The organism is Nocardia sp. NPDC057455 (assembly GCF_042802775.1).
In the GTDB taxonomy this organism is placed as follows: domain Bacteria; phylum Actinomycetota; class Actinomycetes; order Mycobacteriales; family Mycobacteriaceae; genus Nocardia.
Genome location: NZ_JBHVDM010000100.1, coordinates 1 through 24,990, shown reverse-complemented (window position 1 = coordinate 24,990; position 24,990 = coordinate 1). Strand labels below are relative to the sequence as shown.

Below are 24,990 nucleotides of genomic sequence, written 5' to 3'. Positions count from 1 at the left end.
GCACCGTGATGGTGCGGCGTCGCCGGTTCGCGTGTGTATCCGATCGCGTCACGGATGATCCTCGAATCGGACTTCCCCCTTCCCCCACACCGCCCCACAGTCTTCCCCCACAGCGCTCCCTCAAACGGGGTCACCAAGGAGTTTGCTGGGTGTTTTCGGGCGTTTGTCCCAGGGGTGGGCGCGTGTCGGCAGAACTCGTAAAAGTTCTCCACGGCGGTGATAGCTGGAATGACCTGCGGAATCGTCTGAGTCGGGAGCCAGATCACCGCTTGTTTCGATTGAAAGTGGGGGAAAGTGGGGTAATGTGGAGCGCGCAGTACTGAAGGGCCGACCATCGAGGTGATCGTTAGGGAGGTATCGAGATGTTTCTCGGTACCTACACACCTCGCTTGGACGACAAGGGGCGACTCACGTTGCCTGCGAAGTTTCGAGACGATCTGGCGGGAGGGTTGATGGTCACGAAGGGGCAGGACCACAGCCTTGCCGTGTACCCGAGAGAAGAGTTCACCGCGCTCGCCCGGCGGGCCGCGGCCGCGTCTCGAAGCAATCCGCAGGCCCGTGCGTTCGTCCGGGCACTCGCGGCCGGAACGGACGAGCAACGTCCGGACGCGCAGGGCCGGATCGTGTTGTCCGCCGACCATCGTCGCTACGCGAACCTGCAAAGGGATTGCGTGGTGATCGGTTCGGTCGACTTCCTGGAGATTTGGGACAAGCAGGCGTGGGAGTCCTACCTCGCCGAGCACGAGGAGGACTTCTCGCAAGCCAGAGACGAGTCGCTGGGCGGAATCTTCTAGCCGCGGGCGAACGAGTGCCGCGCGGTCTCTGCCCGGACGCGGACCCTGACGTACTTCCCCGACGCCAGGTGCCGAAGTTCGGTCAGAGACCACGGGGCATTCGTAATCCGTATCGAAAGCACTCTGCATCAAGGCGACCCGTGCGCGGTGCGCGATGACACGAGCCAGGACTCCGGGAGGTCGAGGTGAACCGTGAACAGCGCGGTCCCCGCCATGTTCCGGTTCTGCTCGAGCGAGCCGACGCGCTGCTCGGTCCGGCCTTGGCCGAGCCGGGCGCGGTCTACGTCGACGCGACACTCGGTCTCGGCGGTCATGCCGAGCATTTCCTGAGCACCTACCCAGGCCTTCACCTGGTCGGTCTAGACCGCGACACCACCGCCTTGAAGCTGGCCGGTGAGCGGCTCGCACCGTTCGCGGACCGAATCACGCTGGTGCACACCCGCTATGACGGCATCGCCGACGCGCTGACCGAGGCCGGACTGCCGGCCACCGGTTCGGTCTCGGCGATCCTGATGGACTTGGGCGTCTCCTCGATGCAGCTGGATGAGGCCGATCGCGGCTTCGCCTATTCCGTCGACGCCCCACTGGACATGCGGATGGACCCGACCAGCGGGCTCACCGCCGCCGACGTGCTCAACACTTACAGCCACGGCGATCTGGCCCGGGTGCTGAAGACCTACGGCGAGGAACGCTTCGCCGGCCGGATCGCCTCCGAGGTGATCCGCCGCCGCCGGGTCAAACCGTTCACCACCAGCGCCGAACTGGTGGAGCTGCTGTACGCCACGATCCCCGCGGCGACGCGCCGTACCGGCGGCCATCCGGCCAAGCGCACCTTCCAAGCGCTGCGGGTGGAGGTCAACGGCGAACTCGACTCCTTGCGAGCCGCGCTGCCCGCCGCGCTCGCCGCGCTGCGTGTGGGCGGCCGCCTCGTCGTCATGTCCTACCAATCGCTGGAGGACAAGGTGGTCAAGCACGAGCTGGTCGCGCACACCGCGTCCAGGACACCGGTGGATCTGCCGGTCGAGCTACCCGGCATGGGGCCGGAGTTCCGGATGCTGACCCGCGGCGCGGAGAAGGCGACCGAGCAGGAGATCGACGACAACCCCCGAGCGGCCCCGGTACGCATGCGCGCCGCCGAGCGGATCCAGGAGGCGCGGTGATCGAGCAGTGCCCGGCGCCGCATCGCGCCGGTCGGGCGCGGATGTCCCGCGGAGATATCGGAGGCCGGATGAGACAGCGGCGTGCTGTGTCGATCCGGCGTCCCGGGAGGACAGAGGAGGGGAATCGATGAGCGTGCGGACGCGGACCGTCGAAGCGACGAGCCGGGTCGCCCGGCGGGTCCAGGATGCCGAGCGGGTGAAATCGGGCGCGGCGCAGCGCGCCTACGCGAAGCGGCGCATGCGTGCCGAAAGCGGTTCGGACGCCGCGTTTCTGCCCACCATGCGGCGCTCGGCGATGGCCGCGCGCATCCCGTTCGTCACGGCCATCCTCGTTCTGCTCGGCTGCGGTCTCGCGCTCACCTTGCTGCTGACCACCCGCGCCGCCGAGGACAGCTATCAGCTCGGCGACGCGCGGGCGACGAACCGGCGGCTGGCCGACGAGCGCGCGGCCCTGCAACGCGAGGTCGAGGTCGCCGATTCTGCGCCGGAGCTGGCCCTGCGGGCCCGGGAACTGGGGATGATCCCCGCCAAGGACCCGGCCCGGCTGCTGATCGGGCCGGATGGCTCGGTGACGGTGATCGGCAAGCCCACCCCGGCCCAGGGCACTCCGGTGCCGCCGCTGAACGCCTCGCCTTCGGGGCGGTCGCCGCAGGGGGAGCGGGTGGTTCCGGTCACCACCACGCCCGCTGCCCCGGTGCCTGGCCGCCCGAACGCCGGGCCGCAGAACAACGCTCAGGTGAACGCGGCGCCCGCTCCGGGCCGCCCGGTCCCGACGCCGCCCGCGGCGGCCGTCCTGCCGCAGCCCGAATCGGCCGCGGCTTCGCCCACGTCGCAGGCCCCTGTTCCCCAGTCCCCCGCGGAAGCGGTTTCGCCGCAGCCGGAAGCAGCGCCTTCGCCGCAACCGGTGCCCGACGGAGTGCCGCAGTGACGCATCCCAGGCCCGCGCCACGCAGGCGACGCGGGCCCGCGGCGGCGCGCGCCACGGACAGGCGGCCATCCACCACGGCTGTCTCGGACGGTCCGCTCCGGTTGCGTCTCGGCGTCGGCCGCGTGGTCATGCTCGTCGCGCTCGCGGTGGTCGCGATACAACTGCTGTGGGTGCAGAGCGTGGCCGCGCCGGGACTGTCCGCGCAGGCGGCCAGCCAGCGCACCACCCATCAGCCCGATCCGGCGATTCGCGGGCCGATCAACGACCGCAACGGCAAGGCGCTGGCCTTCACCGTCTCTGCCAAAGCCCTCCACTTCCGGCCGGTCGCCGTCCGGAAGGAGCTGGCGGATGCCAAGGCGAAAAGCGACAAGGCGCCCGATCCGGAGCAGCGGCTGCGCGACATCGCGCGCACCATCCACGAGAAGCTCGGCAAAGACGCGCCCGCGGAAGCGGACCTGCTCGCGAAGCTGAACAGCGACGAGCAGTTCGTTTTCCTCGCCCAGAACGTCGATCCTCGTCTCGCGGACGAGATCACCGAGAAGTTCCCGCAGGTGGGCTCCGATCAGCAGAGCCCGCGGGTGTATCCCGGCGGCTCGTTGGCGGCGAACGTCGTCGGCGCCGTCGGCTGGGACGGACACGGCCAGGTCGGGCTCGAGTCCTCGCTGGACTCGGTGCTGGCCGGTACCGACGGATCGCACACCTACGATCGCGGTTCAGACGGCGCGGTCATCCCCGGCAGTTGGCGCGACGAACAGCCCGCGGTCAACGGGTCCGCCGTCGAACTCACCCTGGACTCGGATCTGCAGTACTACGTGCAGCAGCAGGTACAGCAGGCCAAGGACGTGTCCGGTGCGGGTTCCGCTTCGGCCGTCGTCTTGGACGCCAAGACCGGGCAGGTCCTGGCGATGGCCAACGACAACACCTTCAACCCGGACCTGGGGCCGAAGAAGTGGGCCAATGCCCAGCTGAGCAACCCGTCGGTCACGGACGTGTTCGAGCCGGGCTCGGTGAACAAGATCGTCACGGCGGCCGCGGCCATCGAATACGGCCTGACCGATCCGGACGAGGTGCATCAGGTGCCCGGCGCGATCCAGATGGCGGGGGTCACCGTGCACGATGCCTGGGCGCACGGCGTCGAGCCCTATACGACCACGGGCATTTTCGGCAGGTCCTCCAACGTGGGCACGCTGATGCTCGCGCAGCGCGTGGGTGAGGACCACTTCGCCGACATGGCGCACCGGTTCGGGCTCGGGCAGCGCACGGGCATCGGCCTGCCGGGCGAGAGCGCGGGCCTGATGCCCGACCGTGATCAGTGGTCCGGCGGCACCTTCGCGAATCTCCCGATCGGCCAAGGTCTTTCGATGACGGCGCTGCAGATGGCAGGTATGTACCAGGCGATCGCCAACGACGGCGTCCGCATCCCGCCGCGGATCGTCCGGGCGAAGATCGCGCCGGACGGCACGCGCTCCGAGGAAACCCAGCCCGACGGTGTGCGGGTGGTGAGCAAGCAGACCGCCGCCACGCTGCGGACCATGTTCCAGGCGGTGGTGCAACGTGACCCGATGAACGCCAACCAGAACGGCACCGGATGGCCCGCGGCCATCACGGGCTACCAGGTGGCGGGCAAGACCGGCACCGCGCAGAAGGTGGACCGGAACTGCCGGTGCTACTCCACGTCGTCGTTCTGGATCACCTTCGCGGGCATGGTCCCCGCGGACAATCCGCGGTACGTGATCGGACTGATGCTCGACGCGCCCGTCCGTAGTTCCGACGGCTCCGGCGGCGGTTCGGTGGCTCCGCTGTTCCACAACATCGCCTCATGGGCGCTGCAGCGCGACCGCATTCCGCCGTCGTCGCAGCCGTCCAGGCAATTCGTCCTGCAGGCGGGGTGATCGAGCTTCCGGCCCGGTGTGACCGGGGTGTGCGATCGGTAGCGAAGACATCGGATCTGTGCGGAGGAAACAGCAGGTGAGTCCGGTATTCGAGGTGCGTGGGCGCGTGGCGGACCGCCGGGCGCGCCGCGTCCTCACCCGGTGGCGTCCGGGTGCCGCGTGGCGCGGTCCGGACCGGGTGGACGAACCCGTAGGGTGCGGTGGGCGACTTCCCCGGGTTTGCGATGGGGCGCATGGTCCCGCCGTGACCGGTCGCCGGTAACCTGACACGTCGATCCCCGCCCCCCGAAAGGAGCCTGGTTTCTGTGCAGTCCGGTCAACCGCGCGCATTGCGGCCAGAGCACGAGCCGTCAACGCCGCTGGCGTCGCTGGCCGCCGTCATCGGGGCCGCGACGAGCCCCGAATCGGCTGCACACGGCGTGTCGGTCAGCGGCATCGAGCAGCGCTCGGAGGCCGTGCTGCCCGGCGATCTGTTCGCCGCGCTGCCCGGCGCCCGCGCGCACGGCGCGCGTTTCGCTCGGGACGCGGTCGCCCGGGGCGCGGTCGCGGTGCTGACCGACGCGGCGGGCGCGGAGCTGGCCGGCCCCCTCGGGGTGCCAGTGCTGGTGCGGGAGAACCCGAGGGCGGTGCTCGGCGAGCTGTCGGCGACGATCTACGGCAATCCGTCCGAGCGCTTGCGCATCGTCGGTATCACCGGAACCTCGGGAAAGACCACCACCTCCTATCTGGTGGAGGCGGGTCTGGCCGCCGCGGGGCTGTCCACCGCGCTTATCGGCACCATCGAGACCAGGATCGGCGGCAGGCGGGTGCCGAGCGCGCTGACCACCCCGGAGGCGCCGCAGTTGCACGCGATGTTCGCGCTGATGGTCGAGCAGGGCGTGGACGCGGTGGTGATGGAGGTCTCCAGCCACGCGCTGACGCTGGGCCGGGTGGACGGGGTGCGTTTCGCGGTGGGCGCGTTCACCAACCTGTCCCAGGACCACCTCGACTTCCATGCCGACTTCGAGGATTACTTCGCCGCCAAACGCAAGTTGTTCGAACCGGATTCGCCGGTCGCCGCGCGCACCGCCGTGGTCTGTGTGGACGACGAGTGGGGGCGGCGGCTGGCCGCCGGTCTGGCGAACCCCGTCACCGTGTCGACCACCCGGACCGCCGCCTGGAGCGTCACCGGCGCGGTGTCGGCGCATGGCGGCGAACAAGACTTCACCGCGGCCGGTCCGCAGGGAGAGATTCCCGTGCGCCTGCGGCTACCCGGCCACTACAACGTCGCCAACGGCCTGCTCGCCGTAGCGGTGTGCGCCGCGGCGGGCGTCGAGCCGTCGGTTGCGGCGCCTGCGTTGGCGACCGTGGACGTGCCCGGCCGGATGCAGCGGGTGGAGCGCGGGCAGGACTTCCTGGCGATCGTCGACTACGCGCACAAGCCCGCGGCGCTGGAGTCCGTGATCGCCACGCTGCGCGGGCATCTCGCGGCGGATACCGCCGGACGGCTCGCGGTGGTGATCGGCGCGGGCGGTGACCGGGACGCGGCGAAGCGGCCGCTGATGGGCGCCGCGGGCGCGCGCGGCGCCGACCTGCTGATCATCACCGACGACAATCCGCGCACCGAGGACCCGGCGGCCATCCGCGCCGCCGTGCGCTCCGGTGCGCTGGAGGTCCCGGCGGCCGAACGCGGCGAGGTGCGGGAGATCGGTGACCGGGCGGAAGCCATCGCGGCCGCGGTGGCATGGGCGCGCCCCGGTGACGCGGTGCTGATCGCGGGCAAGGGACATGAGGCAGGGCAGGAGATCCAGGGCGTGAAGCACCCGTTCGACGACCGCGACGTACTCGCGGCCGTCTTGGAAAGACACAGTCCGCAAGGAAACCACGCGGAGGACTTGACGGTTTCATGATCGAGATGACACTGCGGGAGATCGCGGAAGTCGTCGGCGGCACGCTGCACGACGTCGCAGACCCGGAGGTGCGAGTGACCGGTGCGGTCGAATTCGATTCGCGCCGAATCGGATCCGGCGATCTGTTTCTGGCGCTGCCGGGTGAGCGCTCCGACGGCCACGACTACGCGGGCGCGGCGATCGCCGCGGGCGCGGTGGCGGTGCTGGCGGCGCGACCGGTGGGTGTGCCCGCCATCGTGGTCACCCCGGCCCGCGGCGCCGTGCCGTCGAGTTCGGTTGCGCTCAGCCACGATTCGGACGGTTCCGGCGCTGCCGTGCTGACCGCCCTCGCCGCGCTGGCCCGCGCCAGCGTGTCGCGTCTGGCCGCGGAGGGCGGACTCACCGTCGTCGGCGTCACCGGCTCGTCCGGCAAGACCTCCACCAAGGATCTGCTGGCCGCCGTTCTGGCGCCGCTGGGCACGGTGGTGGCCCCGCCGGGTTCGTTCAACAACGAACTCGGCCACCCGTGGACCGCGTTGCGCGCCGACGCGAGCACTCGTTTCCTGGCGCTCGAGCTGTCCGCGCGGGGGCCAGGGCACATCGCCGCGCTGGCCGAGGTGGCGCCGCCGAGTATCGGCGTGGTGCTCAACGTCGGCACCGCGCATCTGGGCGAGTTCGGCAGCCGCGAGGCGATCGCGAAGACCAAGGGCGAACTGGTCGAGGCGTTGCCGCCGACCGGGCTGGCCGTGCTCAACGCCGACGATCCGCAGGTCGCCGCGATGGCCGCGCGCACGTCGGCGCGGGTGGTGACCGTCGGCCAGGCCGCGAACGCCGAGATCCGGGCCACCGACATCCGGCTCGACGACCAAGCCAGGGCCGCGTTCACCGTGCACACGCCCGCGGGCAGCGCCCCGGTGCGCCTGGCCGTGCACGGCGAGCACCAGGTGGGCAACGCGCTGTCGGCGATCGCGGTCGCGCTGGAATGCGGCGCGGACCTCGACACCGTCACCGCGGCGCTGTCGGGTGCGCGCGCCGCGTCCGCCCGCCGGATGGACGTGCGGACCACCGCGGACGGGATCACGGTGGTCAACGACTCCTACAACGCCAATCCGGACTCGGTCCGCGCGGCGCTCAAAGCGCTGGTGAGCATGGCGCGCACGGCCGAGACGCCGCGGCGCAGCTGGGCGGTGCTCGGCGAGATGGCCGAACTCGGTGCGGAATCGGTCATCGAGCACGACGCCATCGGGCGGCTCGCGGTGCGGCTGGACGTCAGCCGGGTGGTCGTCGTCGGCACCGGAAGGCCCGCCCGCGCGCTGCACCAAGGCGCGGTGATGGAAGGGTCCTGGGGTGAGGAATCGATCCTCGTACCGGACATCGAGGCGGCGATCGCACTGCTGGACAAGGAAGTCGCCCCCGGCGACGTGGTGCTGGTCAAGGCATCGAAGTCGGTCGGCCTGTGGGAGGTCGCCGAGCATCTGACCGACCCGGGCGTCGTGACCGCACGCGGCGGCGCGGCGAACAGCGGGGCGGGACAGGACACGGAGGCAGCAGGATGAGACAGATTCTCTTCGCCGCGGCGATCGCGCTGACGGTGTCGATCCTGCTGACGCCGCTGCTCATCCGCTTGTTCGCCAAGCAGGGCTTCGGGCAGGAGATCCGGGTCGACGGTCCCGCCAGCCATCAGGCCAAGCGCGGCACCCCGACGATGGGCGGCGTCGCCATCCTGGTCGGCATGTGGGCCGGGTACCTCGGCTCCCATCTGATCGGCATCGGCTACGACGCCGATGGGCCGTCGGCATCGGCGTTGCTGGTGCTCGGCCTGGCCACGGCGCTCGGCGCGGTGGGTTTCGTCGACGACTTCATCAAGATCCGCAAGCAACGCAACCTGGGTCTGACCGCGGCGGGCAAGTATCTCGGCCAGCTGTCCGCGGCCGTGATCTTCGGCATTCTCGCCTTGCAGTTCCGCGGCGGAAGCGGGCTGACCCCCGCCAGCAGGCACCTGTCCTACGTGCGCGACATCAGCACGGTGACCATGGGTGTGGTCGTGTTCCTGGTCTTCGTCTGCTTCGTGGTCGTCGCCTGGTCGAACGCGGTGAACCTGACCGACGGACTCGACGGGCTGGCCGCGGGATCGATGAGCCTGGTGCTGGGCGGCTACGTGATCATCACGTTCTGGCAGTACTACCACGCTTGCGAGACCAAGCCGGAGACCGGCTGCTACAACGTGCGCGATCCGCTGGACCTCGCCCTGGTCTGCGCCGCGGGCGCGGCAGCGTGCGTCGGGTTCCTGTGGTGGAACGCCGCTCCCGCCAAGATCTTCATGGGTGACACCGGTTCGCTCGCGCTGGGCGGCCTGCTGGCGGGCCTGTCCATCACCACCCGGACCGAGCTGCTGATGATCGTGATCGGCGCGCTGTTCGTCGCCGAGACCGCGTCGGTGGTGTTGCAGGTCGCCGTCTTCCGCACGACGCGCAACCGGTTGTTCAAGATGGCGCCGTTCCACCATCACTTCGAGCTCAGCAAATGGGCCGAGACGACGGTGATCATCAGGTTCTGGCTCTTGGCCGCGATGGCCTCCGCCGTCGGGCTCGGGCTGTTCTACAGCGAATACCTCTCCGCGGTCGGGTGAACGAGATGGTCGAACATTCGCCGCGGGCCCTGCGTTCACCGGGGCCCATGCTGGAATTCCTGCGCGGCCGCGACGTCCTGGTCGCCGGTTGGGGAGTATCGGGACGCTCGCTGGTCGAACCGCTGCGCGACATCGGCGCGCGCCCGGTGGTCACCGACGGTGGCGCCGCCGCCCTGGCCGAGGCGGCCGGGCTCGGCCTGGACGTGGCCACCACCGCGGAGCTGGAGAACACCGATTGGAGCCGGTTCGCGCTGGTGATCACCAGCCCGGGCTGGCGGCCGGACTCGCCGGTGCTGGCCTCCGCGGTGGCCGAGGGCACGCCGGTGTGGGGTGACGTGGAGTTCGCTTGGTGGGTCGACCAGGCCAGGATCTACGGTCCGGTTCGCAAATGGCTGGTCGTCACCGGCACCAACGGCAAGACCACCACGACCCAGATGACCCATGCCATCCTGCGCGCCGCCGGTATCGCCAGTGTCGCCTGCGGCAACATCGGCCTTCCCATCCTGGACGCGTTGCGGCGCAATCCCGGTCCGCAGGTGCTCGCGGTCGAGCTGTCGTCGTTCCAGCTGCACTGGGCGCCGTCGGTGCGCCCGGAGGCAGGCGTGGTGCTCAACGTGGCCGAGGATCACCTCGATTGGCACGGCGGCCTGGACGCCTACGCCGCCGCCAAGGCCAGGGCACTCGTCGGCCGGGTCGGCGTGGTCGGCCTGGACGATCCGGTCGCGGCGTCGCTGGCTCGCAAGTCCAAGGCCCGCCGGACCGTCGGGTTCCGGGTCGGGGTCCCCGCCGACGGCGAGCTCGGCGTGGTGGACGGCAAGCTGCTCGATCGCGCGTTCACCAAGGCCGCGATCCTGGCCGAGGTCGGCGACATCAGCCCGCCGGGTCCCGCGGGCGTCGCCGACGCACTCGCCGCCTCCGCGCTGACCAGGGCGATCGATGTCGCACCGCAGTTCGTCCGGGAGGGCTTGATCGAGCACAAGGTCGGCCCGCACCGCGCCGCGTTCGTCCGCGAGCTGGCCGGCGTCGAGTTCATCGACGACTCCAAGGCCACCAATCCGCATGCCGCGCGCTCATCGATCCTGGCGCATCCGCAGGTGGTCTGGGTGGCCGGCGGCCAGCTCAAGGGCGCACACGTCGAGGACCTCGTCGAGGAGGTCGCCGACCGTCTGGTCGCTGCGGTGCTGATCGGCGCCGACGCGCCGGTGCTCGCGGCCGCGTTGGCGCGACACGCGCCCGAGGTCCCGGTGGTCGAGCTGATCGCGGGAGACGATGCACAGATGAGTGACGAAGCGTCGAGAACCGCCGCGGCCGACGCCGTCATGGCGCGCGCCGTGCGAGCGGCCGCCGGTTTCGCCCGCCGCGGCGACACCGTACTGCTGGCTCCCGCCGCCGCGTCGCTGGACATGTTCGCCGATTACACGCACCGGGGCCGCAGCTTCGCCGCGGCGGTGCACGCCCTGGAAGACCGGGACCTGGGAACCACCGACATCGGAGGTTTGCGATGACCACCGACCGGGGAGGGTGGGTCCTGGACGCCACTCCGGTCGCTCGAACCACTTTCGCGGATCAGCGGGGTCCCCGCCGAGTCGAGTCCGGCGCCGAGGTGGGGCAGCGATGCTCCGGCTGCGACGACATACGGTGAACCGGGGGGCGCATGGTGGGTAAAGGTAACGGCGCGCGGGCGACGGCGAAAGCGGGTGCTCAGAAGGCAGGCTCGCCGCCACAGCGGAGCCGAGCCTCGGGCATGGGGCCCGGAGCGTGGCTGGCACGGCCGCTCGCGTCGTTCCACCTTGTCGTCACCATCGCGACGCTGTTGACCGCGCTCGGACTCGTCATGGTCCTGTCGGCCTCCGGGGTCGTGGAGTACGCGGAAGGCGGGTCGGCGTACTCGCTGTTCATCCAGCAGACTCTGTTCGCGGCGATCGGCGCCGTTTTGTTCTACCTGGCCCTGCGGGTTCCGCTGCGCCTCTTACGCCAAGCGTCGTTCCCGCTGTTCGCGATGTCGGTGCTGGCGCTGGTGCTCGTCCTCATTCCCGGTATCGGCACCCGCGTGCAGGGCGCCCGCCGCTGGCTGATCCTCGGCCCGGTCTCGGTGCAGCCTTCCGAAGTCGTGAAAGTGACGTTGATCGTCTGGGGCGCGCACTTGCTGGTTTCCCGGCGCGCGAGCGGTTCGAGTCTGCGCGACATCCTGGTTCCGCTCGTCCCGGCGGGTGTACTGGTGTGTCTGTTGATCGTGGTCCAGCCGAATCTCAGCACCACGGTCGCGGTCGGGATCATCCTCGGCGCCCTGCTGTGGTTCGGCGGTCTGCCGGTCCGGCTGTTCGTGACGATCGCGGTCTCCGGCGTCGTGGCCGCGGGCGTGCTCGCGATGTCCGCCGGTTACCGGTCGAATCGGGTCCGGTCCTTCTTCAACCCTGGCTCCGATCCGCAGGGCGACAACTACCAAGCTCGACAAGCTCTGTATTCCCTGGCAGACGGGGGGATCTGGGGCAGAGGGCTGGGGCAGAGCCGCGCCAAGTGGAGTTATCTGCCGAACGCGCACAACGACTTCATCTTCGCGATCATCGGCGAAGAACTGGGTTTTCTCGGTTGCGCGCTGGTACTGGGACTCTTCGCGTTGTTCGTCTACACGGGACTGCGCATCGCCGGCCGGTCGGCGGATCCGTTCCTGCGACTGCTCACCGCCGCCGCGACGACGTGGATCGCCGGGCAAGCCATGATCAACATCGGGTACGTGGTGGGTTTGCTGCCGGTCACCGGGCTGCAGCTACCGCTGGTGTCGGCCGGTGGCTCATCGCTCGCGATCACCCTGCTCATGTTCGGGCTCATCGCCAACGCCGCTCGACACGAGCCGGAGGCCGTCGCGGCGCTGCACGCCGGACAGGACGGTCGTTTCAGTAGGCTGTTGCGGTTGCCCAAACCCGAGGTGTACGCCCCGGCCCGGGCGAGTTCGGGCCGCCGCGGCAGGGCGCCGAGACCGGCCGACCGCGGACCGTCGGCGCTCCCGCGGGGGCGAGGCGGGCGGTACGGTGCGGAACCGCCGCGGCGCCGCTCGCCGGAAAGCCGCGGCACCAGTTCGGCGCGCGCCACCAGGGCTTGGGAACCCAGCTATCCGGTCAATCACGCAAGAGAACGGGGAAGATCTAGGTGATCTCGGTAATCGTCGCGGGCGGCGGCACGGCGGGCCACATCGAACCGGCGCTGGCGGTGGCGGACGCGTTGCGGCGGCTCGACGATTCGATCCGGGTGACGGCACTGGGCACCGAACGCGGCCTGGAGACTCGCTTGGTTCCCGAACGCGGCTATCCGCTCGAGCTCATCCCTCCGGTCCCGCTGCCGCGTAAACCCACGGCCGATCTGCTGCGGCTGCCCGCCCGGGTGCGCGCCTCGGTGGCCGCGACCCGAGCGGTCATCGACACGGTCGAGGCCGACGTGATCATCGGCTTCGGCGGCTACGTGGCGCTGCCGGCGTATCTCGCCGCGGGCGCGGGCGTGCTGCGCCGGAGACGGCCGGTGCCGGTGGTGGTGCACGAGGCGAACGCCAAGGCCGGTATCGCGAACAAGGTCGGCGCCCGCCGCGCCGCGCGGGTGCTGGCGGCGGTGCCGGACTCGGGTCTGCCGAACGCGCGCGTGGTGGGCATCCCCGTCCGGGAATCGATCACCGCACTGGACCGCCCCGCACTCCGCGCCAAGGCGCGGGCGCACTTCGGTCTGCCGCCCGAAGGACCGGTGCTGCTGGTCTTCGGCGGTTCGCAGGGAGCGCGAACTTTGAACGAGGCGGTCTCCGGCGCCGCGCCGCAGCTCGCCGCCGCGGGTATCTCGGTGCTGCACGCGCACGGCCCCAAGAACACCTTGGAGGTGGACGACTCCGCAGGCGCGGACGGTGCCCGGTACGTGGCGGTGCCGTACCTGTCCCGGATGGATCTCGCCTACGCCGCCGCCGACGCGGTGGTCTGCCGATCGGGCGCGATGACCGTCGCGGAGGTCTCCGCGGTCGGGCTGCCCGCGTTCTACGCGCCGCTGCCGCACGGCAACGGGGAGCAGGAACTCAACGCCCGGCCGGTGGTGCGCCAAGGTGGTGGCAGAATTGTCCCCGACTCCGAGTTGACGCCGAAGTACGTGATCGATGAGGTGATTCCGCTGCTCATGGACCCCGCACGGCTGATCGAGATGGGCCGGGCCGCCGCAGGCGCCGGGCACCGCGACGCCGCCGACGAGGTGGCGCGGATCGCGATGGAGGTGGCGCGCCGATGAGCGACACCACCGCCGACGGGGTGACGCCGGACGCCGTCACCGAACGGACCGGGCTGCCCCCGGAGCTGGAGCGCGTGCACATGGTCGGCATCGGCGGGGCCGGGATGTCCGGCATCGCGCGAATTCTGCTCGCCCGCGGCGGCGCGGTCTCGGGATCGGATGCCAAGGAGAGCCGGGGCGTGCTCGCACTGCGCGCGCGCGGCGCGCAGGTGCGGATCGGGCACGACGCCACCGCCTTGGATCTGCTACCCGGCGGCCCGACCGCGGTGGTCACCACCTACGCGGCCATCCCGAAGACCAATCCGGAACTGGTCGAGGCCAACCGGCGCGAGATCCCGGTGCTGTTGCGCCCCACCGTGCTGGCGTCGCTGATGCGAGGGCATCGCACCCTGCTCGTCTCCGGTACGCACGGCAAGACCTCCACCACCTCGATGCTCATCGTGTCGTTGCAACACTGCGGGGTCGACCCGTCGTTCGCGGTGGGCGGCGAGCTGAACGAGGCGGGCACCAACGCCCACCACGGCACCGGTGACATCTTCGTGGCCGAGGCCGACGAGAGCGACGGCTCGCTGCTGCAATACGACCCGGATGTCGCCGTGGTCACCAACATCGAGTCCGATCACCTCGACTTCTTCGGCTCCGACGAGGCCTACGTGCAGGTCTTCGACGACTTCGCCGATCGGCTCGCCGCGGGCGGCCTGCTGGTGGTGTGCCTGGACGATCCGGGCTCGCGGGCGCTGGCCGAGCGGGTCGGCGAGCGCTTGGCCGAACGGAACGTCCAGGTCCTCGGCTACGGCTCCGGTGACCTCGCGGACGCGCCGGTTTCGGTGGGTGCCCGGCTGCACAGCTGGGAGCCGCGGGACGTCGGCGGCATCGTGCAGTTCCAGCTCGCCGACGAGGCCGCGCCGCGCACGCTGCGCCTGTCGGTGCCGGGCAGGCACATGGCGCTCAACGCGCTCGGCGCCCTGCTCGCCGCCCGGGCCACCGGCGCCGACGTGGGGGAGATCATCCAGGGCCTGGAGGGGTTCGGAGGTGTGCACCGCCGGTTCCAGTTCGCCGGCCGGGAGAACGGCGTACGGGTGTTCGACGACTACGCCCATCACCCCACCGAGGTGCGTGCGGTGCTGGGCGCGGCCGCCGAACTGGTCCAGCAGGAGGCCCGTGACGGCGCCCGGTCCAGGCAGGGTCGGGTGATCGTGGTGTTCCAGCCACACCTCTACAGCCGGACCGCCACTTTCGCGCAGGACTTCGGCGCCGCGCTCAGCCTGGCCGACGAGGTCGTCGTACTCGACGTCTACGGCGCGCGGGAGAAACCGCTGCCCGGCGTGAACGGTGCGCTGGTCGCGCAGTCGGTGACGAAGCCGGTGCACTACCAGCCGGACATGTCCCGGGTCGGGCGTCAGGTCGCGGGGCTGGCGTTGCCGGGCGACGTGGTGATCACCATGGGCGCCGGTGACGTGACGATGCTGGGCAGCCAGATTCTCGACGGATTACGGGCGCGTCCCCAGCACGGACGGTGACCCGGCGTGCGCGGGGTCGATTCGGCGCGCGCGGCCGGGCGCCGCGTGGGTGATCGGTTCGGCGAGATCGACTGGCGCCGAATTCGCCTGTGGGGATTGCTGAGCGTGTGCGTTCTTGCAGTGCTCTGTGCCATCGCCTGGTTCACCCCGGCGCTGTCGGTACGCAGCGTGCGGATCGAGGGGGCGGTGGCGGTACCCGAGCAACAGGTGCGGGATCTGCTCGAAATTCCCTCCGGCCGCTCGATGCTGCGAATCGACACCGATGCCGTCGCCCGGCGGGTGGTGAGCATTCCGAAGGTGCGCTCGGCACGGGTGCAGCGGATATTTCCGTCCACGGTCCGGGTGACTGTGGACGAGCGCACGGCCGTGTTGTTCTACGACAGCCCGCAAGGCGCGCATCTACTGGACGCCGACGGCGTGGAATTCGCGGTCGAGCCCGCGCCGATCGGCGTGCCGAAGTTGATCACCGATCATCCCGGCGGCGCCGATCCGGTGACCAGGGCGGCGGTTTCGATACTCGCCATCGTGCCGCCTGCGCTGGCAGTTCAGGTGAGCGAGGTTGCGGCGCGGTCCATTTCGGATATTTCGCTGAATCTGAAGGACGGCCGCACGGTACTCTGGGGCGGGAGCAACGACGCCGAGCGAAAGGCGGCGGTCGTGTTGCCGTTGTTGACGCGCCCCGGAACGGTGTTCGATGTGTCGAGTCCCAATCTGGTCACGGTAAAGTGATTCACACCCATTGTGCCCAGGTTATTTTCAGCAGTCCGGAAGTGATTCCGGCGCGGAGAAGGGGGCCGGGGGGCAACCGTTCACCATACGACGTGTGGAGCGGCGAAACGAGCGGGATCACGCAAGATTCTGGCTCTCGTTTCGGCGCGCCTGCGCGCGTATCGCGTCGGCTGCGAATAGCGTTCCGCAACAGTCGGATACTTGACATAACGCTAACCCTATGGTTGAGCTTTACAGTTTGCCCGAGCCGCGGGTCGCTCCTCGCAGCGACCCGGCCTCCGGAACGGGCCCACGAGCGGTGTGCCGAGAATCCGGAAACGACAGGCTTTAGATCGAAGGAAGGCGAGAGCCCATGACGCCCCCGCACAACTACCTTGCGGTGATCAAGGTCGTCGGTATCGGCGGCGGCGGTGTGAATGCCGTCAACCGGATGATCGAACAAGGACTCAAAGGTGTCGAGTTCATCGCGGTCAACACCGACGCCCAGGCGCTGCTGATGAGCGACGCCGACGTCAAGCTCGACGTCGGCCGCGAACTGACCCGTGGCCTGGGAGCCGGCGCTGACCCCGAGGTCGGGCGCAAGGCCGCCGAGGACCACAAGGACGAGATCGAAGAGGTGATCAAGGGCGCCGACATGGTCTTCGTGACCGCGGGCGAGGGCGGTGGCACCGGTACCGGTGGCGCCCCGGTCGTCGCGCAGATCGCCCGCAAGCTCGGCGCGCTCACCATCGGCGTGGTCACCCGCCCGTTCTCCTTCGAGGGCAAGCGGCGTGGGAACCAGGCCGAGGTCGGGATCAACCTGCTGCGCGAGTCGTGCGACACGCTGATCGTCATCCCGAACGACCGGCTGCTGCAGCTCGGCGACGCGGCGGTGAGCCTGATGGACGCCTTCCGTTCCGCGGACGAGGTGCTCCTCAACGGTGTGCAGGGCATCACCGATCTGATCACCACCCCCGGTCTGATCAACGTCGACTTCGCCGACGTCAAGAGCGTGATGTCCGGCGCGGGCAGCGCGCTGATGGGCATCGGGTCGGCGCGTGGGGAGGGCCGCTCGGTGAAAGCGGCCGAGTCGGCGATCAATTCACCGCTGCTGGAAGCGTCCATGGACGGTGCGCACGGTGTGCTGCTGTCGATCGCGGGCGGGTCCGATCTCGGTCTGTTCGAGATCAACGAGGCGGCGTCGCTCGTGCAGGAAGCCGCGCACATCGAGGCCAACATCATCTTCGGCACCGTGATCGACGATTCGCTCGGAGACGAGGTCCGGGTCACCGTGATCGCGGCGGGCTTCGACGGTGGCGGCCCGGCCCGGCGCACCTTCGAGACTCCGGGTCGCAGCACGATCGGCACGGCGCGCTCCGGCGAGCTCGGGCAGAGCCGCGCCAGTGAGGTCGCGGCGCGCAGCAGCGACAGCACACCGAGCACGTCCGGCGCGAGCACGGCGGGCCGCGGCACGCTGCCGAGCTACCGGGACACCGAACGGCAGCGCACCCTGGGCGAGCCGACGGTGACGAGCAACACGCGCTCGCACATCACGCCGCCGGATGCCGGCGACGATGACGACGACGTGGACGTGCCGTCGTTCATGCGGAGGGGCTGAGCGCTGGAGTGCGGTTCCGGCGCAGGCCGGGACCGATCGCACAGCGCGATCCCGGCCGCGCCGGGACCTCGCGAAGGGACACGGGGAGTGGTGTCCCGGAGTTCGACTGTCGATCGATGATTTCGGGGGAAGGCCGGCGTGGGGGCCGGGCGGGACCGGGCGCCGGGGCGCCCGCACGGCAAGTGCTACCACCCGGGGGGATTTTCGCGCTCTACCTGGGCATTTCGACGCCATTCGCCGAGCGCCACTACGCTCGTCGCCATGACGATCGCGCCGACCATCACTGTCCGACGGGTGACTACGACCAGGTCCGGAGGCTTCTCGGCGCCACCTTACGACTCGTTCAATCTCGGCGACCACGTCGGCGACGATCCGGCAGCCGTGCGACGCAACCGCGACCGGCTGGCCCAGGGGATCGGCCTGTCGCCCGAGCGCCTGGTCTGGATGGAACAGATCCACGGCCGCGCCGTGGAGATCGTCGACGGCCCGCGGGCCGAACCGGTCCCCGCCACCGACGCGCTGGTGACCACCGTGCCGGGGCTCGCGCTGGTCGTGCTCACCGCCGACTGCGTACCCGTTCTCCTGTCCGACGACGAGGCGGGCGTGATCGCCGCGGTGCACGCGGGGCGGATCGGCGCTCGCATCGGCATCGTGCCGCGCGTGCTCGAGGCGATGGTGTCGGTCGGTGCGCGCCTGGACCGGGTGGGGGCTTTTCTCGGGCCCGCCGCCTCCGGCCGTCAGTACGAGGTTCCCGCCGCCATGCGCGCCGACGTCGAAGCGCATCTGCCCGGCAGCGCGACCACCACGGTGCGGGGGACCCCCGGCCTGGATCTGCGCGCGGGCATCTCCCGGCAGCTCACCGAGGCGGGCATCGGTGCGATCGCGGTCGACCCGCGTTGCACCATCGAGGACCGCACCCTGTTCAGTCATCGCCGTGGCGCGCCGACCGGCCGGATCGGGGGAGTGATCTGGATGGAGGCCGGCGCATGAGCGCGTGCGACGCCGTCGCCCTCCGCCTGGCACCGGAGCCGCGCGTGGGAGGGGTACGAGCATGAACACCGAAGCGAAGAGCGTGGTGGACGCGACACAAGCGACCCGGACCGCCGAGCTGTCGGCCAACCTGGCGGGCCTGCTCGCCCGCATCGACGCGGCCTGTCGCGCGGCGGGCCGGGCGCCGGATTCGGTGCGGCTGCTGCCGGTGACGAAATTCTTCCCCGCCGGCGACGTGGCGATCCTGCATCGGCTCGGCCGGCGCGAGTTCGGCGAGTCGCGGGAGCAGGAGGCCGCGGCGAAGGTCGCGGCCCTGCGTGAGGAAGACCTCTCCGGCATTCGCTGGCACATGATCGGGCGGTTGCAGCGGAACAAGGCCCGGGGTGTGGCCCGCTGGGCGCACACCGTGCACTCGGTCGACAGCGAACGTCTGGCAACCGCTCTGGACGCCGGTGCTCAGGCTGCGTCGGAGGCGGGCGAGCGCACCGAACCGCTCCGGGTGTTGCTCCAGGTGAGCCTGGACGACGACCCCACCCGAGGGGGTCTCGCGGCGGCGGATCTCCCGGCACTGGCCGAACGGATTGCGAACGCGCCGGGATTACGTTTGTCGGGTCTGATGGCCATTCCGCCCTTGGGGGCGGAGTCTGATGCCGCATTTGCGCGACTTGCGATGTTGCACACGTTGTTGCTCGCCGATCATCCGGACGCGACCGAGCTTTCCGCGGGAATGTCGGGCGACCTGGAATGCGCGATCGAACACGGTTCGACGGTTGTGCGTGTCGGTACCGCCTTGATGGGTATGCGACCGATAACCTCGGGCTAGCAAAGAAACCTCATCAGTCACATTCGACACATATGCTGGGATCTGACGAGGGCTGAGCAAGACTTCAACACCCGGCCGCCACCGGGGCCGAAGGAAGGTCGACCAATGAGCACGCTGCACAAGTTCAAGGCGTACTTCGGCATGGTTCCGCTCGAGGATTACGAAGACGACTACGTCGACGATCGCGCTCCCCGAGGCGTAGACGAGCGCGGTGCTCGCCGGCCCCGGCCCCGTGACTACTCCGACCGCGACGGCTACGTCGACCGCTACGGCGACGACCGCTACGGCGCGGGTCGTTTCGACGACGTCGACTACCCCGAGCCCGCCTACAAGTCGCCCTACAAGGCGGGTTACTCGGTGTCGCGACGCGACGACTACGCCGACGAGCCCTACGGTGACGATCGCTACGACGCGCCCCGGCGTCCGACCCGAATCGATGCCGCACCGTCCGGCCGCTTCCGGGCGGGCGGGAGCGCGCCACCGCTGCGCGGCGCCACTCGTGGCGCGCTCGCCGTCGATCCCGACGCCGAGGAGCGCAGGCTGGAGGAGCGCGTGCGTCCCGAGCCCGCCCCGGTACGGCGGCCCGGGATCTTCGAGGACGGAGGCCCCTTGTCCAAGATCACCACGCTGCGCCCGCGCGACTACAGCGAGGCTCGGATCATCGGTGAACGCTTCCGCGAGGGCAATCCGGTGATCATGGATCTGGTCGATCTGAGCAACGCCGACGCCAAGCGGCTGGTCGACTTCGCGGCGGGGCTGGCCTTCGCGCTGCGCGGGTCGTTCGACAAGGTGGCGACGAAAGTGTTCCTGCTCTCACCGGCCGATGTCGACGTATCAGCGGAAGAACGCAGGCGCATCGCGGAAACCGGCTTCTACAACCAGAAATAAGGTTGTGATCTGGGGGGTGAAGCGGACCGGTCGCCGGTTGTGCGGCGCGGTCATTTTGCGCGAAGCGATTTTTACGGCAGAGTGAACTCGTGGCCTTGTTCGCGGTGCTGTACTTCGTACTGTTCATCTTCTGGCTGTTGCTGATCAGCCGGGTGATCGTCGAGTTCATCCGTAGCTTTGCCCGAGACTGGCGTCCTACCGGTGTCGTGGTCGTCATCCTGGAGGTGATCTTCACGATCACCGACCCTCCGGTGAAACTGCTGCGGCGGTTGATACCCCCGGTGTCACTCGGGGGAATTCGCCTGGATCTGTCGATTATGGTCCTGCTTTTCATCGTCTTCATCCTGATGTCGATCGTGGGCAGGCTCGGGCAACCGGTAGCTCCGGTGTGACAGAATGGGCCGAGAAGACAGCTTGCTAGATCTGCTAGATCTCCAAAAGACGCGTGAAGGGATCCTTCCATGCCGCTGACCCCAGCCGATGTGCACAACGTCGCGTTCAGCAAACCGCCGATCGGGAAGCGCGGCTACAACGAGGATGAAGTCGACGCGTTCCTGGATCTCGTGGAGCAGGAGCTCTCGCGCCTCATCGAGGAGAACGCCGATCTGCGCCAGCGGGTCGCCGAACTCGACGCTGAACTGGCCGATGCGAAGAAGAATCGCGGCCCGATGGCGAACACCGTGAAAGCACCGATTCCGCAGGCACCGCCGCCTCCGCCGGAGCCGATCAAGCCCCCGGTTCCCGCCGCGCCGCCCGCTCCGATGCCCGCCGCGCCGGTGGCCAAGGACGCGCCGGGCGCGGACGCGAACCTGCAGGCCGCCAAGGTGCTCAGCCTCGCCCAGGAGATGGCGGATCGGCTGACCAGCGATGCCAAGGCCGAGGCGGAGAGCTTGCTGTCGAATGCCCGGGCGAATTCCGAGCGACTGGTCGGGGACGCCAGGACGCGGTCGGAGGCCATGATCGCCGACGCCCGCCAGAAGTCGGACGCGATGCTGTCGGACGCGCAGACCCGCTCGGACAGCCAGCTGCGCCAGGCCAAGGAGAAGGCCGACGCGCTGCAGGCGGACGCCGAGCGCAAGCACACCGAGATCATGGCGACCATCACTCAGCAGCGCAGCGTGCTGGAGAGCCGGATCGAGCAGCTCAAGACCTTCGAGCGGGAATACCGGGTGCGGTTGAAGTCGTACCTGGAGTCGCAGCTCGAGGAGCTGGAGAACCGTGGCTCGGCTGTTCCGGTAGACGGCGGCGAAGCGTTCGCGGACGCCAACACGGCGAACAACCTCGCGCCGGCATCGTTCGCCAAGGGCGGCAAGTAGCACGCCGCGCACGAGCACAGCAGTTCGCATACCGTTAGAGGAACTGTCGAGCCGCCCGGCATGCCTTGGGGGTCACCATGCTCGTCTTGACACTCGTCCTTGCCGCGATCGGTTTCGCCCTGCTCGTGGCCGCGCTCACCACCGGTTCGGTGATCTGGGCGTGGGGTTGCATCGTGGTGTGCGTCATCGGGGCGATGCTTCTGCTGGTGAGCGCTTTGTCCATGCGGAGTCCGGACGGTGATTCCCCACCGCCTCCTGGTCGTCATGCCAAACGCTGACGTGCTCTCCAATCTGAGTTGACCGCTGCGGCTAGAATCAAACATGAATACGGCGTCGATCCGGCCATCACCGGGGAGCCTTCGGAAGAACGGCGATATGGCCTGCGGGCGGTGCGCTCAGTAGAACCGAACGGGTGAGCCCGTCACAGCTCGCGAATGAGAGGTCCGGAGTTCGTCACGCCGGACAAGCGGGGTGGTACCGCGGTTTCGGCGCACCGGGCGCCGTCATCGTCCCCGTGCCCATGACACACGGCACGAGGAGACGTATCCGCCATGGCGGACCACACTTCCAGCAACAGCGCGTACCCGCGCGTCGACCTGGGCGTCGGCAACGGGGCGTCGTTCCCCGAGATGGAGCGCCGCGTGCTCGACGCGTGGGCGGCCGCCGACACCTTCCGCGCGAGCATCGAAAACCGTTCCGGCGCAGCCGAATTCGTCTTCTATGACGGGCCGCCCTTTGCCAACGGTCTGCCGCATTACGGACATTTGCTCACCGGATACGTCAAAGACCTCGTCCCGCGTTTCCAAACCATGCGCGGCAAGCGGGTCGATCGGCGATTCGGATGGGACTGCCACGGACTGCCCGCCGAAATCGAAGCCGAGAAGCAGCTCGGTATCACGGACAAATCACAGATCGACGCGATGGGGCTCGCGGAATTCAACGCGGCTTGCAAATCGTCGGTGCTGCGCTACACCGGCGAATGGCGCGACTACGTGACCCGCCAGGCCCGCTGGGTCGACTTCGACAACGACTACAAGACGCTGGACACCGACTTCATGGAGTCGGTGATGTGGGCGTTCAAGTCGCTGTACGACAAAGGCCTGATCTATCAAGGCTTCCGGGTGCTGCCCTACAGCTGGTACGAACAGACGCCGCTGTCGAATCAGGAAACCCGCCTCGACGACGCCTATAAAATGCGCCAGGACCCGGCGGTCACCGTCGATATGGCGTTGCGCGTGCCCGCGGAGCATCCGTTGCACGAACTCGACGGCGCCGACGCGCTGATCTGGACCACGACGCCGTGGACGCTGCCGTCCAACCTGGCGATCGCGGTCCACCCCGACGTCCGCTACGTGCACCTGCGCGGCGCCGACGGCAAACGCTATGTGCTCGCGGCCGAACGGGTTTCGCACTACGCGCGGGAGTTCGGCGAGAACCCGGAGGTGCTCGCCGAGTTCGACGGCGCCGCGCTGGCCGGCATGTCCTACGCGCCACCGTTCGACTTCTTCCTCGGCCACCCGAACGCCCACCGGGTGCTCACCGCCGACTACGTGACCACCGACTCCGGTACCGGCATCGTGCATCTCGCGCCTGCCTTCGGTGAGGAGGACATGGACGTCGCCACCGCGCACGGGATCGAGCTGGTGCAGCCGCTGGATGCGGGTGGCAAGTTCACCTCGATGGTTCCGCCGTACGAGGGCCTCATGGTGTTCGACGCCAACCCGGTGATCATCAAGGACCTCAAGTCGGCCGGAAAGCTGTTGCGGCACGAGACGATCGAGCACTCCTACCCGCACAGCTGGCGCTCCGGGCAGCCGCTGATCTACATGGCCGTGCCGTCCTGGTTCGTCGCGGTCACCAAGTTCCGCGAGCGGATGGTCGAGCTCAACAAGCAGATCACCTGGGTGCCCGAGCACATCCGCGACGGCCAGTTCGGCAAGTGGCTGGAAGGCGCGCGGGACTGGAACATCAGCCGCAACCGCTACTGGGGCAGCCCGATCCCGGTGTGGGTATCCGACGATCCGGCCTACCCGCGTGTCGACGTGTACGGCTCGCTGGACGAGCTGGAGCGCGACTTCGGCGTGCGCCCGGCCGATCTGCACCGCCCGATGATCGACGAGCTCACCCGGCCGAATCCCGACGATCCGACCGGGAAGTCGACCATGCGCCGGGTGCCGGAGGTGCTGGACTGCTGGTTCGAGTCCGGCTCGATGCCGTATGCCCAGGTGCACTACCCCTTCGAGAACAAGGAGTGGTTCGACAGTCACTTCCCGGGCGATTTCATCGTCGAGTACAACGGGCAGACCCGGGGCTGGTTCTACACGTTGCACGTGCTGGCGACGGCTTTGTTCGATTCCCCGGCGTTCAAGACCGTTGCCGCGCACGGCATCGTGCTCGGTGACGACGGCCTGAAGATGAGCAAGTCGAAGGGCAACTACCCGGACGTCAACGAGGTGTTCGACCGGGACGGCTCGGACGCGATGCGCTGGTTCCTGATGAGTTCGCCGATCCTGCGCGGGGGCAACCTCATCGTCACCGAGCGCGGGATCCGCGAGGGCGTGAGTCACGCGCTGCGACCGCTGTGGAACGCGTGGACCTTCCTGCAGCTGTACGCCTCGAAGCCGGGGGTGTGGCGCACGGATTCGCCGCATGTGCTCGATCGCTACATCCTGGCGAAGCTCGCGCGAACCCGGGACGTCATCACCGAGGCGCTGGAAACCTACGACATCGCGGGCGCCTGCGAGGAACTGCGCTCGTTCGCCGACGCGCTGACCAACTGGTATGTGCGGCGGTCGCGGTCGCGGTTCTGGAGCGAGGATCGCGACGCGGTGGACACCCTGCACACCGTGCTCGAGGTGGTCAGCCGGCTGGCGGCGCCGTTGCTGCCGCTGATCAGTGAGGTGATCTGGCGCGGGCTGACCGGCGGCGACTCGGTGCACCTGGCCGACTGGCCGAAGGAAGGCGAGCTGCCGGACGATCCGGAGCTGGTCGCCGCCATGGACGAGGTGCGGGTGGTGTGCTCGACGGTGCTGAGCCTGCGCAAAGCGCAGAACCTGCGGGTGCGGCTGCCGCTGGCCGAGGTCACCATCGCCGCGGCCGACGCCGAGCGGCTGGCGCCGTTCGCCGACATCGTCGCCGACGAGGTCAACGTCAAGAAGGTGGACCTGACCGCCGACGTGGACTCGCACGGCCGCTTCGAGTTGGTGGTCAACGCCCGCGCCGCCGGTCCGCGCCTGGGCAAGGACGTACAGACGGTGATCAAGGCGGTCAAGGCCGGGGAGTGGTCCGAGGCGGCCGACGGCACGGTCCGCGCGGCCGGAATCGCCCTGCTGCCCGAGGAGTACACCCAGCGCCTGGTCGCGGCCGAACCCGAGTCGACCGCGGCGCTGCCCGGGAACGCGGGCCTGGTGGTGCTGAATTCGGTGGTCACCGAGGAGCTGGAGGCCGAGGGCTGGGCGCGGGACCTGATCCGCGATTTGCAGGAGACCAGGAAGTCGGCCGGACTGGACGTCTCCGACCGCATCACCGTGGTCTTGGAGGTTCCCGCGGAGCGGGTCGCGTGGGCCGAGACGCACCGTGATCTGATCGCGGGCGAGATCCTG

General features: G+C 69.4%; 20 protein-coding genes. All 20 read left to right on the top strand.

Features of this window, described 5'->3' with window-relative positions; genetic code table 11:
• The first annotated feature begins 362 nt into the window (after window positions 1–362).
• A complete protein-coding gene (mraZ, locus tag ACFU5M_RS29040; protein ID WP_379054074.1) occupies window positions 363–794 on the top strand; it encodes a division/cell wall cluster transcriptional repressor MraZ in 432 nt (143 codons plus the stop codon).
• 185 nt (window positions 795–979) lie between these two features.
• Window positions 980–1,954, top strand: coding sequence for a 16S rRNA (cytosine(1402)-N(4))-methyltransferase RsmH (gene rsmH / locus ACFU5M_RS29035; protein WP_379054073.1), 975 nt, complete (start codon window positions 980–982; stop codon window positions 1,952–1,954).
• Window positions 1,955–2,081: 127 nt separating this feature from the next.
• Window positions 2,082–2,882 (top strand): hypothetical protein, encoded by an 801-nt coding sequence (locus tag ACFU5M_RS29030; protein ID WP_379054072.1) that lies wholly within the window; start codon window positions 2,082–2,084, stop codon window positions 2,880–2,882.
• Window positions 2,879–4,774, top strand: a complete 1,896-nt coding sequence (locus ACFU5M_RS29025; protein WP_379054071.1) for a peptidoglycan D,D-transpeptidase FtsI family protein — start codon at window positions 2,879–2,881, stop codon at window positions 4,772–4,774. The genes ACFU5M_RS29030 and ACFU5M_RS29025 overlap by 4 nt, the downstream gene beginning before the upstream one ends.
• Window positions 4,775–5,079: 305 nt before the next feature.
• Complete coding sequence (locus ACFU5M_RS29020; RefSeq protein WP_379054070.1) at window positions 5,080–6,663, top strand: UDP-N-acetylmuramoyl-L-alanyl-D-glutamate--2,6-diaminopimelate ligase; 1,584 nt, start codon at window positions 5,080–5,082, stop codon at window positions 6,661–6,663.
• Window positions 6,660–8,198 (top strand): UDP-N-acetylmuramoyl-tripeptide--D-alanyl-D-alanine ligase, encoded by a 1,539-nt coding sequence (gene murF / locus ACFU5M_RS29015; protein WP_379054069.1) that lies wholly within the window; start codon window positions 6,660–6,662, stop codon window positions 8,196–8,198. Before ACFU5M_RS29020 ends, murF begins: the two co-directional genes overlap by 4 nt.
• Window positions 8,195–9,271 (top strand): phospho-N-acetylmuramoyl-pentapeptide-transferase, encoded by a 1,077-nt coding sequence (gene mraY, locus ACFU5M_RS29010; protein WP_062977371.1) that lies wholly within the window; start codon window positions 8,195–8,197, stop codon window positions 9,269–9,271. The genes murF and mraY overlap by 4 nt, the downstream gene beginning before the upstream one ends.
• Window positions 9,272–9,318: 47 nt before the next feature.
• Window positions 9,319–10,776 carry a UDP-N-acetylmuramoyl-L-alanine--D-glutamate ligase gene (gene murD, locus ACFU5M_RS29005; RefSeq protein ID WP_379054075.1) on the top strand — a complete coding sequence of 486 codons (1,458 nt, stop codon included), beginning with the start codon at window positions 9,319–9,321 and terminating at the stop codon, window positions 10,774–10,776.
• A 239-nt stretch (window positions 10,777–11,015) separates the two neighbouring features.
• The gene (ftsW, locus tag ACFU5M_RS29000; protein WP_379054068.1) at window positions 11,016–12,422 is read left to right on the top strand and encodes a putative lipid II flippase FtsW; all 1,407 of its coding nucleotides are present in this window, start codon (window positions 11,016–11,018) and stop codon (window positions 12,420–12,422) included.
• Window positions 12,419–13,525: an undecaprenyldiphospho-muramoylpentapeptide beta-N-acetylglucosaminyltransferase gene (gene murG, locus ACFU5M_RS28995; RefSeq protein WP_379054067.1), complete on the top strand. Its 1,107-nt coding sequence runs from the start codon at window positions 12,419–12,421 to the stop codon at window positions 13,523–13,525. The genes ftsW and murG overlap by 4 nt, the downstream gene beginning before the upstream one ends.
• Window positions 13,522–15,045 carry a UDP-N-acetylmuramate--L-alanine ligase gene (gene murC / locus ACFU5M_RS28990; protein WP_379054066.1) on the top strand — a complete coding sequence of 508 codons (1,524 nt, stop codon included), beginning with the start codon at window positions 13,522–13,524 and terminating at the stop codon, window positions 15,043–15,045. The genes murG and murC overlap by 4 nt, the downstream gene beginning before the upstream one ends.
• 6 nt (window positions 15,046–15,051) lie before the next feature.
• Window positions 15,052–15,774, top strand: a complete 723-nt coding sequence (locus ACFU5M_RS28985) for a cell division protein FtsQ/DivIB (protein WP_379054065.1) — start codon at window positions 15,052–15,054, stop codon at window positions 15,772–15,774.
• Window positions 15,775–16,126: 352 nt separating this feature from the next.
• Complete coding sequence (ftsZ, locus tag ACFU5M_RS28980; RefSeq protein WP_379054064.1) at window positions 16,127–17,371, top strand: cell division protein FtsZ; 1,245 nt, start codon at window positions 16,127–16,129, stop codon at window positions 17,369–17,371.
• Between the two features lie 261 nt (window positions 17,372–17,632).
• On the top strand, window positions 17,633–18,361 hold the full coding sequence (gene pgeF, locus ACFU5M_RS28975; RefSeq protein ID WP_379054063.1) for a peptidoglycan editing factor PgeF: 729 nt from the start codon (window positions 17,633–17,635) through the stop codon (window positions 18,359–18,361).
• Between the two features lie 61 nt (window positions 18,362–18,422).
• Window positions 18,423–19,184 carry a YggS family pyridoxal phosphate-dependent enzyme gene (locus ACFU5M_RS28970; protein WP_379054062.1) on the top strand — a complete coding sequence of 254 codons (762 nt, stop codon included), beginning with the start codon at window positions 18,423–18,425 and terminating at the stop codon, window positions 19,182–19,184.
• Between the two features lie 105 nt (window positions 19,185–19,289).
• Window positions 19,290–20,072: a cell division protein SepF gene (locus ACFU5M_RS28965; protein ID WP_379054061.1), complete on the top strand. Its 783-nt coding sequence runs from the start codon at window positions 19,290–19,292 to the stop codon at window positions 20,070–20,072.
• 89 nt (window positions 20,073–20,161) lie between these two features.
• Window positions 20,162–20,464: a YggT family protein gene (locus tag ACFU5M_RS28960; protein ID WP_040733487.1), complete on the top strand. Its 303-nt coding sequence runs from the start codon at window positions 20,162–20,164 to the stop codon at window positions 20,462–20,464.
• Window positions 20,465–20,533: 69 nt separating this feature from the next.
• Window positions 20,534–21,388 carry a DivIVA domain-containing protein gene (locus ACFU5M_RS28955; protein WP_379054060.1) on the top strand — a complete coding sequence of 285 codons (855 nt, stop codon included), beginning with the start codon at window positions 20,534–20,536 and terminating at the stop codon, window positions 21,386–21,388.
• 77 nt (window positions 21,389–21,465) lie between these two features.
• Window positions 21,466–21,666: a hypothetical protein gene (locus ACFU5M_RS28950; protein WP_084488747.1), complete on the top strand. Its 201-nt coding sequence runs from the start codon at window positions 21,466–21,468 to the stop codon at window positions 21,664–21,666.
• A 273-nt stretch (window positions 21,667–21,939) separates the two neighbouring features.
• Window positions 21,940–24,990, top strand: a 3,051-nt coding sequence (ileS, locus tag ACFU5M_RS28945; protein ID WP_379054059.1) for an isoleucine--tRNA ligase, incomplete at its 3' end; no start/stop codon positions are given.

Excerpts from the sequence above, each read along its gene's own strand:
- ACFU5M_RS29030 (WP_379054072.1), top strand. The coding sequence starts at position 2,082 with ATGAGCGTGCGGACGCGGACCGTCGAAGCGACGAGCCGGGTCGCCCGG.
- ftsZ (WP_379054064.1), top strand. The coding sequence starts at position 16,127 with ATGACGCCCCCGCACAACTACCTTGCGGTGATCAAGGTCGTCGGTATC.
- ftsW (WP_379054068.1), top strand. The coding sequence starts at position 11,016 with ATGGGGCCCGGAGCGTGGCTGGCACGGCCGCTCGCGTCGTTCCACCTT.
- ACFU5M_RS28970 (WP_379054062.1), top strand. The coding sequence starts at position 18,423 with ATGAACACCGAAGCGAAGAGCGTGGTGGACGCGACACAAGCGACCCGG.
- murF (WP_379054069.1), top strand. The coding sequence starts at position 6,660 with ATGATCGAGATGACACTGCGGGAGATCGCGGAAGTCGTCGGCGGCACG.
- murC (WP_379054066.1), top strand. The coding sequence starts at position 13,522 with ATGAGCGACACCACCGCCGACGGGGTGACGCCGGACGCCGTCACCGAA.
- mraZ (WP_379054074.1), top strand. The coding sequence starts at position 363 with ATGTTTCTCGGTACCTACACACCTCGCTTGGACGACAAGGGGCGACTC.
- pgeF (WP_379054063.1), top strand. The coding sequence starts at position 17,633 with ATGACGATCGCGCCGACCATCACTGTCCGACGGGTGACTACGACCAGG.
- ACFU5M_RS28950 (WP_084488747.1), top strand. The coding sequence starts at position 21,466 with ATGCTCGTCTTGACACTCGTCCTTGCCGCGATCGGTTTCGCCCTGCTC.
- ACFU5M_RS28955 (WP_379054060.1), top strand. The coding sequence starts at position 20,534 with ATGCCGCTGACCCCAGCCGATGTGCACAACGTCGCGTTCAGCAAACCG.
- murD (WP_379054075.1), top strand. The coding sequence starts at position 9,319 with ATGCTGGAATTCCTGCGCGGCCGCGACGTCCTGGTCGCCGGTTGGGGA.
- mraY (WP_062977371.1), top strand. The coding sequence starts at position 8,195 with ATGAGACAGATTCTCTTCGCCGCGGCGATCGCGCTGACGGTGTCGATC.
- ACFU5M_RS28965 (WP_379054061.1), top strand. The coding sequence starts at position 19,290 with ATGAGCACGCTGCACAAGTTCAAGGCGTACTTCGGCATGGTTCCGCTC.